This window comes from Roseimicrobium gellanilyticum (assembly GCF_003315205.1).
GTDB lineage: Bacteria > Verrucomicrobiota > Verrucomicrobiia > Verrucomicrobiales > Verrucomicrobiaceae > Roseimicrobium > Roseimicrobium gellanilyticum.
Window position 1 is genome coordinate 271,616 of sequence record NZ_QNRR01000003.1, and the last position, 15,684, is coordinate 287,299.

Consider the following 15,684-nt stretch of genomic DNA (forward strand, 5'->3'; position numbering starts at 1 on the left):
GCCAGTCATCTCCCTACCCGGAGGTGGCTGGCTTTTTCATTTTCCCCCTCTAACCACATGAAACACATCCTACTCAAGATCATCATCGTGTTCCTACTCGCGGCCACTATCCCTCCTGCTCATGGAGGCTGGTTCGACAAGAAAGAAGACCCAACACAGAAAAGGCTAGTCCAGGTCGAACAGGAACTCACCCAGCAGCGCAAAACCAACGATTCCTTGTCCGCCATCATCGGTGTCCTGGGCGTCGGCTGTGTGCTGCTGCTTGTCATCGGAACCGCTCTCGGAGCCAAAGTACGCCGCCAACATGACCACCAACCCTAATCACCGCTGGCCTGAAGACGAGGAGGAAGAGCACGACCAGCGACTGGAAGTGCTCCCACCTGAACGCCGGCAGAAGCCTAAGAACTGGGTCCGACGTTTGCGAATCTACCTCTCTCAACACTGGAACCCCGAAAAGCTGGAGGCACCGAAGGTAGACCCTGAATTGCCTGAGCTGAACGGCGTGGAAAGGTCTGCAGAGGTATTTCGCTACACGACTCTCTCCACGGAACACTGGCTCTCTCCCAAAGGTTACCTGCGGGAATGGCTGCGGTTCAATGCCAAGGTGTTCGCGTGCCTACTCATCCCGTCGATTCTGGTGATGCCTTTGGTGACTCTTACCTTGGGTCAGTTCGTCACCTGGGCCGCACTGATTGCAGCCACTACGGCCAGCGTCATCCTGTTTCCGCTGTCGGCACTCATCTTCATCGGTCTCATCAGTGGATTGGTCTATCTCGGCAAATCCCTGCTGCTGATGCGCCGGATGCGTGATGGAAGGCGTGGACCGTATGACGAACGATACTATTGACCCAGCGCTTGTGCAGAACTTTGCACAGGCCGAATCCCGAATCAGAGCCCGCATGCCTTCACCGGTATGCGGGTTTTCGTTTTCATCCCCAACCAAAGAATCACCCATGAACCCCGAACCCATTACCCTGCCCGTCTCGGAGCTCAAACCCGCTCTCGCTGGACTGGGCAAAATCATCCTCAACAAATCCACCCTACCAGTCCTCAGAACCATCAAGGTAGAAAGAACATCTGATGGCTGGATCTGTCTCACTGCTACCGACCTCGACCGGTTCGTGACAGTACGCTTGGAACAGCCAGCCAAAGGTGAACCATTCGCCTTACTGGTTCCCTTCGAAGATCTAGCTAAGCTCACCAAATCGAGCAACAAAGGAGACAGCATCCATCTTGAGCCCGGCACCAAGGAAGACGTCATTCTGCGCTTCAACCTCGATGACCAACTCGGAGAAACCAGGGCGCCGTCATTCCCGGTTCAGGAGTTCCCTGCCATCCCAAGGATTCAGGCAAACCCTGTCCCGGTGAGTGAATCCTTCCGTCTGGCTCTCCATGAAGCAATGGCCTGTTCCAGTACTGACGAGACCAGATATGTCCTCAATGGTGCCTGCATCGATGTCAGCCAGCCAGAAGCTCACTATCTCGTTGGTACGGATGGCAGGCATTTGTTCAGCTGCAATTCCTTCAACCTGCCCTTCCAGAAGTCGCTCATCATCCCCAAACACAAATTCCTAGGGTGGAAAGACTTCAACCTAGACGGAGCATGGCAGATGAAGCTCACTGACAGCTCGGACGGCAAAAACCAACTCCTCCAGATTAGTAGCAGAAGATGGCGGTTCATCACCCGGCTCATCGATGGCAACTATCCCAACTGGCGGCAGGTGATTCCGAACCCCAGAGATGCCAGAACCACCTTGACCTTGGAACCCGACAAACTCGATGCGGTGATTCAGCTCATCGAACGGATGCCAAACCACGATGAGCAGTACCACTCGCTTGGCATTGAGTACCATGAGAAGGAATGCAGGCTGGCCTTCAAAAGTACTGCGGAAGCTCCCTGGACTCGCGTTCCCCTGCCCCACTGCAAAGCCGAAGGAAAACCGGTGACCATCTTTGTGGACCGCCGGCTTCTCCTCAAGGCCCTGCAGTTCGGTCTCACTACCATTGGTATCATTGATGAACTGTCCCCGCTCAGGTTCTACCTCGGCGGGAGACAGATGATCATCATGCCGGTGAGACCCAATGAATCAAACCCTCAAGACAACAAGGCTCCGGCACCACCTCCCAAGGAAACGCCGATACCTTCTCCACCACCAACAATTCAAGAAAGGAAACCCCAATCCATGCCTACTGAACCCTCTGATACTCCTTCACCACCCGCCAATACGCTCCTCGGCCAGCTTCAACTCGCCATTGAGGAAGTGGATGAAATCGGCGCCCAACATCACCAGACCTACAAGAAGCTGCGTGATGTGAGCACCAAGCTTCGCGGGATGCTGATGACACAAAAGGCCAACGACAAGGAACTGCGCACCCTTCGTCAGCATCTTCGCGGGCTTCAGACGATGCGCATTTGATTCTCACTTCCACGGCACCAAAAAGAGAAGGGCTGGATCCCTCACAGGGTTCAGCCCTTCTTCACGAAAGTCCGACGGGTTGGTCCTTATAGAGCATCCCCTCCAACCAACTGAGCCGCGCCCTAAAGCGCTGGGACATGTCGCCCTTTGTACGCTCCATCTGGATGACGCTGACACGTGTTTGCGGTAAGACTGCTAATTGAGGTCGCCTTGGTTCCACAATACTTACAAACGAACTGTGACTTCTCCGATCCCTCGTACGGTTGATGCTTCCCACGATGGGGACCGCTTGGGTGCCTCTGACAGACGCCACTGGTCAGGCTCGAAACAGACGAGGACTTGGTTCCACAGTTCACACAGTAATAATTGCTCATGCTTTTTTGGTCTTCCCATTACTGTGCGTCCCAACTTCTTCAATACAATGTTTTTGGCGCACTTCAAATTTGGGGCATTCCGCACCAAAGAAGAAAGGACGCAACAATGATAAATCGCTAGAATCGGCACAAGCAATCGCCCAACCCATGCGCCTCAAGGCCATGGGTTTTTTCATGCCCCAATCCCAACCATCAAACCCCATACCCCCATGTACCAACAAGAAACACCCCTCAAACGTCCCAAATGCAATCTCGTCCTGCATTGTGGTGGTCGTGAAGCCAGCCTCGATGAAGTCAAACGGGTCAAAACCCCGAAACCTACCGAGACCTGGCAGCCAATTCCCCACCTCGACCTCATCAGCGAAGTCCAGGACACCCTCGCCAAGACCAACCTCACCATTGGCGCTGTCGCTCACAGCCTCAGCCACAATGGAAGCAGGTACTTTGGTCTGATGGAGGTGCAAGGGAAGCAATCCTCCGACGACTACACCTGGGTTCTCGGCCTCAGGAACAGCCACGACAAGACCTTTCCTGCAGGTCTTGTTGCCGGCGCCAGTTGTTTCATTTGTGATAATTTGTCGTTTTCGGGAGAGGTTAAATTCGCCCGGAAACACACCCGCCACATTGTTCGTGACCTACCTTTCATCACGGGAAGAGCCATTGGTCAATTGATGGAAAAGTGGCACTACCAGGACAAACGCATCGCAGCATACAAGAAAGCTGACCTCGACGACATTCAAGCCCACGACCTTGTCATCCGGGCTACTGATGTCGGCGTGTGCAGCAACCGTCTGATTCCTTCCGTGCTGCATGAGTGGCGGAAACCGCGTCATGCGGTATTTGAAGAGCGGAATGTGTGGAGCTTGTTCAATTCGTTCACGGAGTCTCTGAAAGACGGCAGTCTCGCAGAGTTACCGAAAAGGACGGAAGCTCTCCATGGACTGCTGGATGTCCATGTTGGGGTCGGGCTCAACTGACGGTGCCATTAGAAAGCTCCTCTGAAAAGGAGGGGCTTTTTTTAGCTATCAGTTCCCGCGGTTCGCGGCTGATGCAGAAGCGAATACACACGGATAGGGATTCACGAGGGGCAGTGACGCCCATATGCGCACCTGCAGGGGCACAGCGCGGCCATGCTAGCGCTCAATGCCTGAGTGCCGAAGAACGACTCCAACTCCCTGATTTGGCGACTGTAGATCGCCCGCCGCGTAGAAACAGCCTGAGCAACCTTCGCGATGGATCCCACTTAGGCCCACCTCTATCGAAATCCAAACAAGGAATTCTGATTCCAAGATTGATTGGGATACTGAGTCTGGGCTTTCGGATTAATGCTACAAAAAGCGTTCGTCAATGAGCGCCTTTGCTTCCAAGGATAGATTTCCGCCCTCCAAGGTCGTCACCAGCCGGCCTGGGAAATGCCTGTCATACCACTCCTTCTTAGTCTGCCACTTCCGCTTGTATTCCTCGCGATGCAGCATCCCCAGATGTTCCCAGAAGAAGCGTTCACCGCGCCAGTTGATCGTGAAATCCGGCAGATAAAATGAACCATCCGGTGCATACAGCGGCTTCTCATATTCGAAAGCCACTTCCCGATCGCACAACATGTTGGCGATGATCACCTCGGACTTCGAACGTACCATAACGGCTGCAAGAGTCTTGTGAATCTTCCGATCTTCCAAGTATCCCTCACGCCGCAACAGCTCAAAGCCTTTAGGAGCCGGGCTGAATTCGAAGAGCGAGCAGTTGATGCCCACAAGATGCGAGCTCTCCGGCCGGCGAATCTTAAGAAGTGGTGCAATGTCTTCCTCGATGAGCAGCGTGCAATGCCTGCTCGCACGCGTCAGCCCCGTGTAGAACAACTCTGGGGATAGCAGCGCCGTCTTTTGCTTCGGCAGAATGAAATATACTCTGTCAAATTCACTGCCCTGCGACTTGTGAACAGAAATAGCATAGGCCAGTTCCAAGTTCTCCTCGGGCGGCTCTTCTTTGATCCAACGTTCCTTGCCGTTCTTCAGGGTCTTCCCCAGCTCCTTGCCGTATCCCACCGCCAGATGCTCTTTCCGCGCAAAGCAGACGCTGAAGCGTTTCATACGAAAGCCGCTCCATTTCCATTTCGAGCCGTCGAATCCATGCGGCTTCACATAGCCAAGTTCCCCATTGAAGATTTCACAGGCAACATTCGCCCGCTTGTTGAAGTCCCACGCATGCAGGGGTTCAGAAGCACCTCGATTTCGTACCTGCATCACTTTGTCGAAAAGCGTGATGCCTGCCATTGAGCCCACACGCTCCAGCCTGCCTCCTCTTGCTTCCTTCTGCAGCCGCAAATTGACTGCCTCCGTGCCGAAATCCTCATGTATGTAAGGCGAGAGCACTTGATGATATTCAGGTCGCAACGGTCCCTCTTCCGACTTGGCGGCTTCAATCCAGATTTTGTGCTGAGCTTCAGGATCCACCTTCGTCCCAGTATCCTCTTCCATGTCGGCAATGATTCGCGCAACCAGCTTTTCCATCAGGTCATTCGCGTCCTTCCAATAGATCGCCCTCAGATCCTTGTCGAGTGCCCCATCAAAAGGCAGATCCTGCAACCGCTGGAACATCTCCTCCGCCCGGAGGCTTTCCTCTTCATCCTTGACTGATTTATCAGGCCTCCTCACAAAGACCGAAGCCAGATCAAGAATGCCCGTGCCTCGTCCTGTCATGCGATTTTCCATCTGGCGGAGATTGACCGTCAGCTCTCCCACACTCTGTGGATGATTCTCTCTGAGCCAGTCGATGACGTCGGCAAAAACCTTACCTCGTCCGATAGGAGGTAACTGGTTGGGATCCCCCACGATAATCATCCGCTGCACCGTGTTCCAATTGATCGCACGGAAAAGGGCCGCAGTCAGCTCCAAATCGAGCATGGAAGCCTCGTCGATGACATAGGTTGTCACCTTATCCTCACGTTGCCCACCGCTGGTCCGCAGAGTCAAGTTGGGATTCAGCCAGCCACGTCTGGCAAGAAAGGAATGGATAGTGCTGGCACCTTTGCCAGTCTTGTCCCGGATGCGGTCTGCGGCCTTGCCCGTGGGGGCCAGCAGCAGGAACGTGGCATCCGCGCCGTGAGCCTTTTCAACCGCCTGGAGTATGCGACGGATGATGCTGGTTTTGCCTGTGCCAGCTGCTCCACAAACCACAGCGACGGGACGGCGGAAGACCTGATCGCAGACAACGGCTTGTGCAGCCACGGCCTTTTCATACTCGCCTCGGTCCTTCTCAACCAGCTTACTTCCGGCTTCAAACAGCAGTTCCTTCCAGTACTTCTGCGTGACAGGCGCCTTGAACGCGATGTCCGCATAACCGGCCAACTTGCGAATACGGCTCTCAATCTCCCTCTCCGCCTCATACACCCGGCGGAGATAGGCATACTCGCACGGTCCCTCCTTCCGGAATACGATGGCTTCCTCCAGACGTTCACGGTCCACATCGAGGTAGGTGTCCTTGAACGCCACCCGCTTCCAATCTGGAAGAAGCTCCAGTCGGTGATTCACGTCCTGTAATAACTGTCCACAGCTCAGGAACGTGTGCTTGGTTTCGTATCGAAGGCGTTCCACGCACATGGCCCGAAGTCGTCGCCAATCGTCAAGGTCGTAGAGGAAGCTGCCACCGAGGTCGGGAGAAGGAAAGGCTCCATGATCGATACGCGAAAAGGAAATAATATCATCCGGATCTTCGCCAATGAACTGCTCGACCAGCAAATAGGGATTATCGCAGATCTCCTGAAGGTCGCCGCTCAGGCAATGGTCCGCTCGCTCGTCGGATAGGATCCGCTCCATCTGATCCTTGGGCAGATCGAACCTTGGGAGGATAGCGGATAACATCTTCCGCTCGCCCTGTGACTTCAGTTTCCACTGGCGTCGAATCCGGGTGGCGTCAGGGTCGCTCATTTTGAGTCCAGGAATCTCGTGGGCCTTCCCGTCCAGCCAGGCGAACAAGGCGGTGCAAAATTCCTTGTCCTTCCCCTCGGCAGCAGCGGCGCGGAAGACTGTCACACCCTCCCCCATGCCAAGGAGGTCCATCACGCGAGCCAACCCCGGATACAATCCGCGCCCTTTCCACAGTTCCGCCAGCAAGCTGTTCAGCCAGGCTAGGCGCAATGTCCAGTCTTCCGTGTCGTCGCCGATGTCTCGTAAATAGGCTGCGATCTCAACGAATCGTTCGATCAGAGTCAAAGCATCGTCATCACTGACGTGGCGTGAGGCATACTTGAAGCAACGCGCGTTGTCAGGGACCAACGTGATCTTCTCCAACACTTCCGGCTTGTCGAGATAGCGATGGTAGGGAATTCGCAACCCTTGATCCGGGTAGTGAGTGACGACATTGCGCTGCCAGACAAACCCGCCGGCAAACTTCTCTTTGGTGGCTTCGTCCGTTCCCTCGTAGAATTCGATGTCGCCCAGTCTCTTGATTCTCGCGACACCGACCACGATGTACCGCTTCTCATCCTCACTGCTCAGCGGGTTGCTGTAGTTCGCGTAATGGAACACCAAACTTTCATCCGGAACCACCTCTTCGAAGTAAGCCTTGGCCAGCTCCAGCCGCTTGTCGTTGCTCACGTATCCGCTTTCCTTCACCTCGTCATTGTACATTGCATCATATGGCCAAATGCACACGGATGCGGGAGGCAGATGCCATTCTGTGCGTTTGCCGCTCGGAAAGAATGCCGGAGGCTCGTCGTAGGCAGTAAGTGGTTCCGGACCAAAAGCGTTAATGCTGTAGATGCACGGGGGGATGCCGTTGACCTTGGAACAGCATTTCCCCGCCACGGACTCTTCCCACGCTAGGTCACGCTTGTCCTTGATCTTTTCGCCGGGATACGAGTGTGGACCAACACAATACCGGTTACTTGACGGCTTCCGGCAAATGCGACCGTTCCAGCCGTCCATGTGCCAGGCCAGGCGTGCTGAGAGATGAGTTGGCATACAATTTTTGAGTTTTAGAACCGTCAGATCTTACGAATGCACTTGGAGAACTTTTGTGGGTTTGATAGCTAATCCTCAAAGTATCTCGCGCAAAAGTGGTAAGGATGTCGGTCTTGGAATCTCCCGAGATTGTCCAACACCGTAACAATTCGGCAGAGCTTCGTGCCTCCGTTCTTTTCTCCACGCAGGCCACGTCCCACGATCTGCATGTACCGCACAGGACTGAATACCGCTCGTGAGATCAACACCATATCTGTTTTAGGCGCATCGAATCCGGTACTCAAAACGCTGTGGTTGCAGAGAACACGAATCTTGCCTTGCTGAAAACGCTTCAAGAAATAGCGCCGAGCAATTGTCTGTGTGCCACCGCTCACCGCCGCCGAGGGGATGCCCTGCAGGTTTAGGCGTGCCGACATCTCTTCCGCGTGTGAAACTGAATTGGCAAAGAGCAATATGCAACGCTCGTTCGCAGCTCTGATTCGCTCCACCAACCGTTCGTTTCGATCACTGTTGCCAGCAAGTCGCTGGTTGATCGCTTCTAACAGATTCTCAAAAACAATGCCTTCCCACGGTTGAGGAATCTGAGCGAGTCTCTCAATCTCGTCTGGCAACAAGCCTGTGCCTGACTCCAATGCTTCGCTGACTATCTCCGAAAGAACGCCCTGCCCGCGAAGCCGTGCATGGAGATTTTCCTGCTTCACGGGTTGCCACCGATTGTCAAAACGTTGCGCAAGCCTGCGGCTCTCCTCGTCATCCATTCGGAAAGGGGTGGCGCTCAAACCTAGAATGGGAGGCTCGTCCTTTTGAGGCGCCCCAGCTCGAGGGGCCTCAGCGTCCAACCAACGCAGCAGGTTTGTGTAGCTCGGCGCAATTGCATGATGGCACTCATCAACCACAACTAATCCTGGGCACTGAAGCCAAGCCAAGGCACTGGATCTGATGCGGTTGTTTAGCGTCTGAATAGATGCAACTATCACAACAGGATTACCGCTGTCATCTATGGCAGGATCTGGATTCCCTCCCCAAAGGCGCACGATTCGAAGCTCGGTATTGTCCTCCCCCAAGTTGACCCACACTTGGCGGAAAGCTTGCACTGCCTGTTCGCAGAGCTCATCGGTTTGAGCAATCCACAACACTGTTCGTCTAAGAGATTTTGGTTTCAGGACGAGAACGACTGCAGCTTGAACGGTGACTCGTGTCTTGCCGCCCCCGGTAGGAAGGCTGACAACTGCCCGCCGGCGCTTGTTCCCAAGTTTGATCAATTCTCGAATTCCATGAAAGACATCCTCTTGGAAGTCATGCAAGGGAGGCAAATGGATCGGGCCATTGACGAACTCCTCTGGGTCGCGTCTGACGTCTGGGGATGTTCCGAATTCTTCAGGAAACCCGATGCTAAGGGCAAAGGCCCGCGCTTGGGCAGGTGTCCATCGTCCTGGTGGATTCAGTCCTTCCTCAGCAAAGGTTTTTTTCAATGCGCCTAACGTTGCCGGGCCTAGTTGGGCGAGCACGAGAGCTGCCAGAGAGAGTCCGCGACATTGCTGTATCCAATCGACATGGGACAACTCGCCCAAAGCCTGCCTGAGAGGTTCGTCACGTTTCCCGACCGCTAGAAATAGCCGCTCTTCCAGCGTCGAACCTGATGCCACTCCCGCTCTGAGTTCGTCCACCTTTCCGTCCCCAAGGAGACGCAGTGCTTCGGCGGAATCACTTTGGAGCCATCCAGCAGCAGCCACTTCTCGCAATACGTGTTCCAGTCTCGCGGACCTGGAGAGTTCGGAAAGTTGTTGGTGATCCAAAATCAGCATGCTTTCCCACAAGAGACACGGAGTCACATGTGATTCTGCCGAAATCCGCATCTTTAACCCCGCAACCGGAAGACAAAGGGCATGATGTTTCGCGTCTTCTCGCAACACCTCTCCAAGCTCAGGCATTGCGGCAACCAGTGGGCTTGCAGGTCCGGTTTCATGGTGCCACTCGGGGCGCATCATCTCCGCAAGATCCCTTGCACCTTCATCGAGCCAAAGCCTCATGGTGGCGTTATCCAATGTCACCACAATGTAGCCGTCGCTTCGCGCACGGGATGCCAAATCAGGCGAGCCAGTAACACAGATTTCCTCAAGCAGAACTTCTTGCTCATCAACCCACAGACGATCTGGCACAACCCCATCCCTAGCCGCTCCTCTCCAGAGTTCCCCTAGTGAATCTTGCTCGAGAGAGGCTTTGGTAGTCAGTTCCTCGATCATTCCCAGCCACAGGCAACAGATCTCTTCACTGCAAATTTCGACCTCCGGAACTGCCGAGAGCAGGTATTCCAGTGCGGATTCCACATCTTGCCACTGTTGCAGCATTGCAACTACAGGTTCATGCCTCCGCTCGACCAAAGCATGAAGGCGTACGGTTCTGGAACCAAGTTGGACCGTGCCGTAGCGGTGCAAAATCCATATCAATGGGTGAGGCACCTCAATTCGATCATATGTTGAGACGGTCGCGTGGCCGAACGAGATTTTCTTTGCAAATTCACCTTGGTTGAACCGCTTCAGAAGATGCGCACTAAACTTGGCGTTGGGCTCGCCCTCCAAGCTGATGAGGAGCGCCCATCCGCGCGGAAGTCTCAATCGGAATGGTTGCAAGTAGCCCCATCTGGCACTTTCGCTGACATTCGTACGATAGAATTCGCGCCAGTAGGACATCCAAGGTCGAAGGCTATCGTGATCCTCAAGCTCAATTGTACCTTCAGGGAGCTCCACGACGCCCAGCATCTCCAACCACTTTTCGTCTCGTTCGTGTTCGATCTCATCAACCAAGACCCCGCTATTTGACGTGTCAACATCCGGGTCGACAAGCATTCCGGGCTTCAGGACCTCATTGCCGGGCTGCCAAGTTTCGTCCCGCCTGAGAACTCGAATTGCAGTACGATTTCCAGCCACAAAGCTCGATCCAATCTCGAAAGGACACGCCCTCAGGTTCTTCCAAAACACCCTCCACCTGTCCGTTTCGAGATCTGCGTTCCAATCTGGAATATCCCTGCGAAGAGTACTCAGTATATCGTGCCAGGCTGCCCCATCGAGCGGCCTTACCTTCATCACTCCCGAGAGAATCCGCCTTGCATCCTGTTCACTGGCGACTGCCTGCGACACGGGATACAATCCGTGGGGTAAAATTACGCCGGGAGGCGCAAATACAGCCTTCGGAGAAGTAATCCAGGCGCCATCTTCAATGGGCACAATGGCAAGATTGGGAAGGACCTGTTCCCACTCCGTGGGACCGCACTCATTTTGAAACGCCTCGGCAAGCTTGAGAACTCGAAGGCAATGCGAAAGTTCGTGCGAGGTAAGGAACGAGAACCAGCGCCAGGGCTCCTGCCGCAGCAGGTTCGGAAAATGCTCGTCGTCGGAGGAGGAGTTCGCCCTCAGCCGTTCCGAGAGCACTTGCAGTCGACCGCTGCGCTGCCGCTGCGAGCAAGAGGGATGCACATGGCACTCTAGTGCCCTTGCGCTCGCCAGTCCCTGCCACATTGTCGTCAGGCCTACATCTTCCTTGGGTGCCCTCCATAGCTCGCTAGCAGGGCGTAAATTGCCAGCTGCATCGGGAACTACCGCCGCCGTCTCAAACTCCTTCCAGACCGCTTCCACAAGGGGAGCAGCCTCCTCGTCCTTTCGTTCCATTCGTCTCGGAAATGCATCGATGACGCATCCAGGATCCGATTCCAGATAAAGACTTGGCAGCGTTGCAACAATCAGCTTGGCAGCCTCCTGCATTAACAAAGTGTTCCACGCACCACCAACGATGGCATTCCGGTCGTCGTTTACTTTCCACGGGGCATTCAGAATTCCCGGCAGGTATGTCAGCGTATGCGTCGGGAAGAATGCCCAGAATCGACCGGCCTCCTCTCTCGCCGCGTCGATGGGCATTGCCCAAGCCAATGGGACGGAGTCCCGCGAGTGAATGTGCGTGGCATCGTCTCTCGCACGTGGCTCCGTGGTCTGTACCTGTCGAGAAGCGAGATGCCACCGGCTATTGTTCCCATCCACCGAAAGTACGCGTTCATTTTCAGACGGCGCGAATACCCGAAGTTCTTTTACAGAGCCTGTGCCCGCATCTAGGGAAAGCTGAAGAGACACCGGGAAAAAGAGAAGAAACTCAGTCGGAAACTCAGAAATCTCAGTCCGTAGGCGATCCCGAAGATCAGGCGCCGGAACGTTTACCCGGACTATGGTTTCAGCCCAGTCAAATTGAGCCAACGTTGAGTCTTTAGCACGTTCCGCATCCTCTAGCGGCCACGCCAGTCGGAGACCTGGACAATGTGAAACACCGAACCGGCTATGAAGTTCATCCCGACACCTTTCGGGTTCGAATCGAATGGCACCACGAGACCGTGTAAAGAAATCGATCTTTCCGCCCAGTTTCAACAGCGACTTGAAACCAAGACCAAATCGCCCAATCTGGTTGCCTCGCTTTGGGGACGAATGGGACCTCAGGAGTGCCTTCAACCCTTCGTCAGTCAGGGGAGCACCTGTATTAGCGACATAGAGATGCTTCGAATCAAGGACTACCTGAATTCTGCCGTCACCCAGCAAAGTGTTATCTTCGTGAGCGTCGAGGATGGCATCTGCGCCATTTTGAACCAGCTCCAGAATCTGTCGATAGGCGTACCCCCCCGCTAAAACCCTCTGCTCGATCCCATAGTGCTCCAGGATATCGTCCTTGTACCTTTCATACGCACCGAGCCGTTCATAATTCAGTTTCTGGACGACTTCAGAGAGGATTTTCATCGTAAGACGTGGCGCGGCGTAGTTGCTACTTGGATGCGAGATATCTCAGTTCCGTGTCCAGCATGGCCGGATCTTTGCACACGTGGAAATCCCAGCGTCCCATCTGGCCCCAATGGTTGACTGCACTTACCCAGCGATGCGCCGCCTGGACTTTAGCTTCGTCTTGCTGGTTCATCATTCCTTTGATTTCAAGGACAAGACAGACGTCATTCGAAAGCCTTACTAGGAAATCGGGTGAGTAGACGTGCGAAACACCGAGGAACTCGTACGGGATCGTGAACCCGAGATGATCGTTACGGGCATAGTAGCGGACCGAGTCGCATGCTTCTAGAGTGAAGGCCGCAGAGCGCTCCCATGTCAGAGTGTCGAGCACCACCTGATCGATATGACTCTTTTGGACAGGGTGACACGCACGGATGGTATTGAAGCGAACGTCCGCCGTGGTGCCATGCGGTTGAAACCGGTTGATGACGGGAAGCAACGGCGGCTCCCCCGAATCCGTATCGGACTCAATCGCGTCAGTCAGGCGACTCACCACTTGGTCCGCGTAGATCTGGATGCCGAGTTCACGTCTATCAGCCCCCTTCCAGTTGACCCGGCGCTCAGCAAATTCGCTCACGATCTCCAGCACTTGGGGGAAAAGCTGGTGCCTCGCCATCATGCGCATTTTTCCTCCTTTCGCTGTTTGGGTGTCAGTCAGGCGAATGACGATCTGCCGGGCCAGTTCGAAGAGGATCGTTTGGAGGTGATGGTTCGCATAGAACTCCTCCCGGTTCTGCTCCTTCAGTGCAAATGATGATGTGCCAACGCCTCCATCGCGCACCCCGACCTGGGGCTGGACAAAAAGCTGCAACGGTACTTCCATTGGTTGGATGCTCAGAGGCTGCACCTTGTTCCAGTCGCAGCGGATTAGATTCTTACGCAGCTCCAAGACGTAGCCTTCGACATTTGGAAAACGCATCTCAAATCCCGCGCGTTCCGGCAGGGCACGCACCTGGGTGACCGGCTTGTCGTCAGGCGCCGGGTTTTTAGTAGGGCGTCCCTTGTAAGGAATCACCGAGAACGGAATGCCGTACACGTCGGCGTACTCCGGCCGGAACATGCCGGTTTCGGGATCGACGTCATAGCTCAGCCGTCGTAGTCCCCGTCCCACTACTTGTTCGCAGAGCAACTGGCTACCAAAAGCTCGCAAGCCAAGGATCTGTGTGACATTGTTCGCATCCCATCCCTCGGTGAGCATCTGTACGCTCACGACGCAACGAATGTGTTCGCCAGACGTACCCGGTACGCCCACATGTGCAACAATCTGCCGAAGCTTCTCCGCTTCCTTTTCCTTTGTACTACCTTCCCCGGCTTCGGCATCGGCCAGCAACTTGGAGTCGATGCGCAGTGTATAAGTTCGTTGCTCACTATTTGCCAGTTCGGGAAATGGCAAGCCACCCGGGCTGAATTGCCGTACCTTACGAATCTTTCCCTTTGCCTTTGAACCTTCGCCGAACTCTTCGGAATCATCTTCTTCCTCGTCTGCAATATCCTTGACCTCTTCCTGGGTTTCACCGGAGATCCTCTCAAAGAAAAGCTGGGCGATGTCCGTGTTGTCACAAACCACGATCATCACGGGCGGGATAAACGTCTGGCCTGGGCGTGACTCTGCATGTTGTTTGAACCTTTCCTGCCACTGCGAACCAAGTGTTTTCAACGCCGCATCTGCATACCGCCAGACAGATTCGGGCTTTGGCTTTCCTCCCTTGAGATAATCGGCAGGCTGAAGACGGCGTTTGATCTCATCCCAAAGGCGGAAAAACTTCGGGTCTGGCTGGCCGGTCTGATCGCTTACTGGAAGGCGGGGAATCTTGGTGATGCCGCTCTCGATGGCATCCACCAAGCCAAAGTCGCTCACGAGCCACGGAAAAGGTGAACCCTCAATCCAACCACTACCAGCGAGGTAAAAGGGCGTGGCGGAAAGGTCCACACAAAAACCCACACCGACCGCTTGGTTAATCTTGTCCAGCCCCTCGACCCAAACGGTCGCCTCCTCCGCATCTGCATCGGAAACCTCTCCAAATCCTCCCTCGTCCCGTTTTTTCCGCTTGCTCTTGGCGGCAAATCGCGCGGGCGCAGGTCGATAGGCATGGTGGGCTTCATCATTGAGTACCATCACTTCACCAAGACCGTGAAGTTCCTTGAGTACCCGACGGGAGAACGCATCCGCACCTTCTTCGCCCTTGTTTACGACGGTAAAGTTCTTCCCCGCCTCAGCATGCGGAGATTCAGGTGCAAAGCCGTGCCAGTTCGTCACCAGAACCTTTCCTTGAAGCATCAGAGAGCGCATCTGGCTTGGCACGATGTCAAACATCTCAAAGTAACTCTCTTCGCCGGCATCGGGTCGGAGGACTTGGAGACGTTCCTTCACAGTCAGATTGGGACACACAGCAAGAACCGCACGCGGAAAGCGGGTATCCCCCGGCACTGCCCCGCGGTTGCAAAGAGCCCATGCAGTCAGCATGGCCATGACCACTGTCTTGCCGGAACCAGTGGCCATCTTGCATCCATAGCGCTTCAGCGGCTTCCATTGTGTTTGCTGCGGTGGGTCCACCAGCCTTGCTACAAACAGTCCCTTCGCAGTACTCTCCAAGGTTTCATCCGTCACCGAGCACAGGGCTTCGTATCGCTCCCGCGACACCGCCGCCGTCCAACGTGGATTGCGACCGCTGCCTACGATTTCGGTTAGATAGATCACTGTCTCCACGGCTTCGATCTGGCAGAAGAAGAATCGTCGCTTGCGTTCCGGATTCCTCCAGTGCGTCAGGAGTTTCTTCGTCGTGGCCGTGGCATTCTCGTAGTTGGAGGCTCGCCACCGCGCGAGGTCGGCACGCAAATCATTCACCAGCCCGAGTTCCTCACTCCCGTAGTCAGACTCTATACCCTCCAAGGACATCTGCGTTTGACCGCTCATCACCCGCTGGGTGGTCCAGAAATAGCTCGCCTTACGGCGGCCCGCTGTCTTGATGGCCTTGCCGCTCTTATCGTACGCCCACCAGAACTTCGGTTCGTCATAGGGACCATTGATGATCGGCTCCTCCACTGGAGCCTGGATGGGAAGCTCGGATTGGGAAGTGTCGGAGGATTTTGTGAGCGGGCGAGCCATGTTGGGTTTCAGATA

8 protein-coding genes are annotated in these 15,684 nt (G+C 54.9%); 4 read left to right on the top strand and 4 right to left on the bottom strand.

Annotated elements, in window-relative coordinates; all coding sequences use genetic code 11:
- Nucleotides 1–57 precede the first annotated feature (57 nt).
- From DES53_RS11140 to DES53_RS11150, 3 genes are all read left to right on the top strand, one after another.
- A complete protein-coding gene (locus DES53_RS11140; protein ID WP_113958337.1) occupies nt 58–321 on the top strand; it encodes a hypothetical protein in 264 nt (87 codons plus the stop codon).
- Nucleotides 305–847, top strand: a complete 543-nt coding sequence (locus tag DES53_RS11145) for a hypothetical protein (protein ID WP_245958142.1) — start codon at nt 305–307, stop codon at nt 845–847. Before DES53_RS11140 ends, DES53_RS11145 begins: the two co-directional genes overlap by 17 nt.
- 106 nt (nt 848–953) lie before the next feature.
- Nucleotides 954–2,417: a DNA polymerase III subunit beta family protein gene (locus DES53_RS11150; RefSeq protein WP_170157021.1), complete on the top strand. Its 1,464-nt coding sequence runs from the start codon at nt 954–956 to the stop codon at nt 2,415–2,417.
- Nucleotides 2,418–2,787: 370 nt separating this feature from the next.
- Here DES53_RS11150 and DES53_RS32510 read toward each other — a convergent pair whose 3' ends face one another.
- Nucleotides 2,788–2,967, bottom strand: coding sequence for a hypothetical protein (locus DES53_RS32510; protein WP_147263347.1), 180 nt, complete (start codon nt 2,965–2,967; stop codon nt 2,788–2,790).
- 33 nt (nt 2,968–3,000) lie between these two features.
- Here DES53_RS32510 and DES53_RS11160 point away from each other — a divergent pair, with 33 nt between their 5' ends.
- Nucleotides 3,001–3,768: a DUF932 domain-containing protein gene (locus tag DES53_RS11160; protein WP_113958340.1), complete on the top strand. Its 768-nt coding sequence runs from the start codon at nt 3,001–3,003 to the stop codon at nt 3,766–3,768.
- 351 nt (nt 3,769–4,119) lie between these two features.
- Here the strand turns inward: DES53_RS11160 and DES53_RS11165 are convergent, their stop codons facing one another.
- From DES53_RS11165 to DES53_RS11175, 3 genes are all read right to left on the bottom strand, one after another.
- Nucleotides 4,120–7,440 carry an ATP-dependent DNA helicase gene (locus DES53_RS11165; RefSeq protein ID WP_211325519.1) on the bottom strand — a complete coding sequence of 1,107 codons (3,321 nt, stop codon included), beginning with the start codon at nt 7,438–7,440 and terminating at the stop codon, nt 4,120–4,122.
- Nucleotides 7,441–7,817: 377 nt separating this feature from the next.
- The gene (locus DES53_RS11170; RefSeq protein ID WP_113958342.1) at nt 7,818–12,521 is read right to left on the bottom strand and encodes a DEAD/DEAH box helicase; all 4,704 of its coding nucleotides are present in this window, start codon (nt 12,519–12,521) and stop codon (nt 7,818–7,820) included.
- Between the two features lie 25 nt (nt 12,522–12,546).
- Complete coding sequence (locus tag DES53_RS11175; RefSeq protein WP_113958343.1) at nt 12,547–15,669, bottom strand: BPTD_3080 family restriction endonuclease; 3,123 nt, start codon at nt 15,667–15,669, stop codon at nt 12,547–12,549.
- Between the last annotated feature and the right edge of the window lie 15 nt (nt 15,670–15,684).

Bases quoted from the DNA above. Each gene is read 5' to 3' on its own strand.
- DES53_RS11140 (WP_113958337.1), top strand. From the start codon at position 58: ATGAAACACATCCTACTCAAGATCATCATCGTGTTCCTACTCGCGGCC.
- DES53_RS11145 (WP_245958142.1), top strand. From the start codon at position 305: ATGACCACCAACCCTAATCACCGCTGGCCTGAAGACGAGGAGGAAGAG.
- DES53_RS11150 (WP_170157021.1), top strand. From the start codon at position 954: ATGAACCCCGAACCCATTACCCTGCCCGTCTCGGAGCTCAAACCCGCT.
- DES53_RS32510 (WP_147263347.1), bottom strand. From the start codon at position 2,967: ATGAAAAAACCCATGGCCTTGAGGCGCATGGGTTGGGCGATTGCTTGT.
- DES53_RS11160 (WP_113958340.1), top strand. From the start codon at position 3,001: ATGTACCAACAAGAAACACCCCTCAAACGTCCCAAATGCAATCTCGTC.
- DES53_RS11170 (WP_113958342.1), bottom strand. From the start codon at position 12,521: ATGAAAATCCTCTCTGAAGTCGTCCAGAAACTGAATTATGAACGGCTC.
- DES53_RS11175 (WP_113958343.1), bottom strand. From the start codon at position 15,669: ATGGCTCGCCCGCTCACAAAATCCTCCGACACTTCCCAATCCGAGCTT.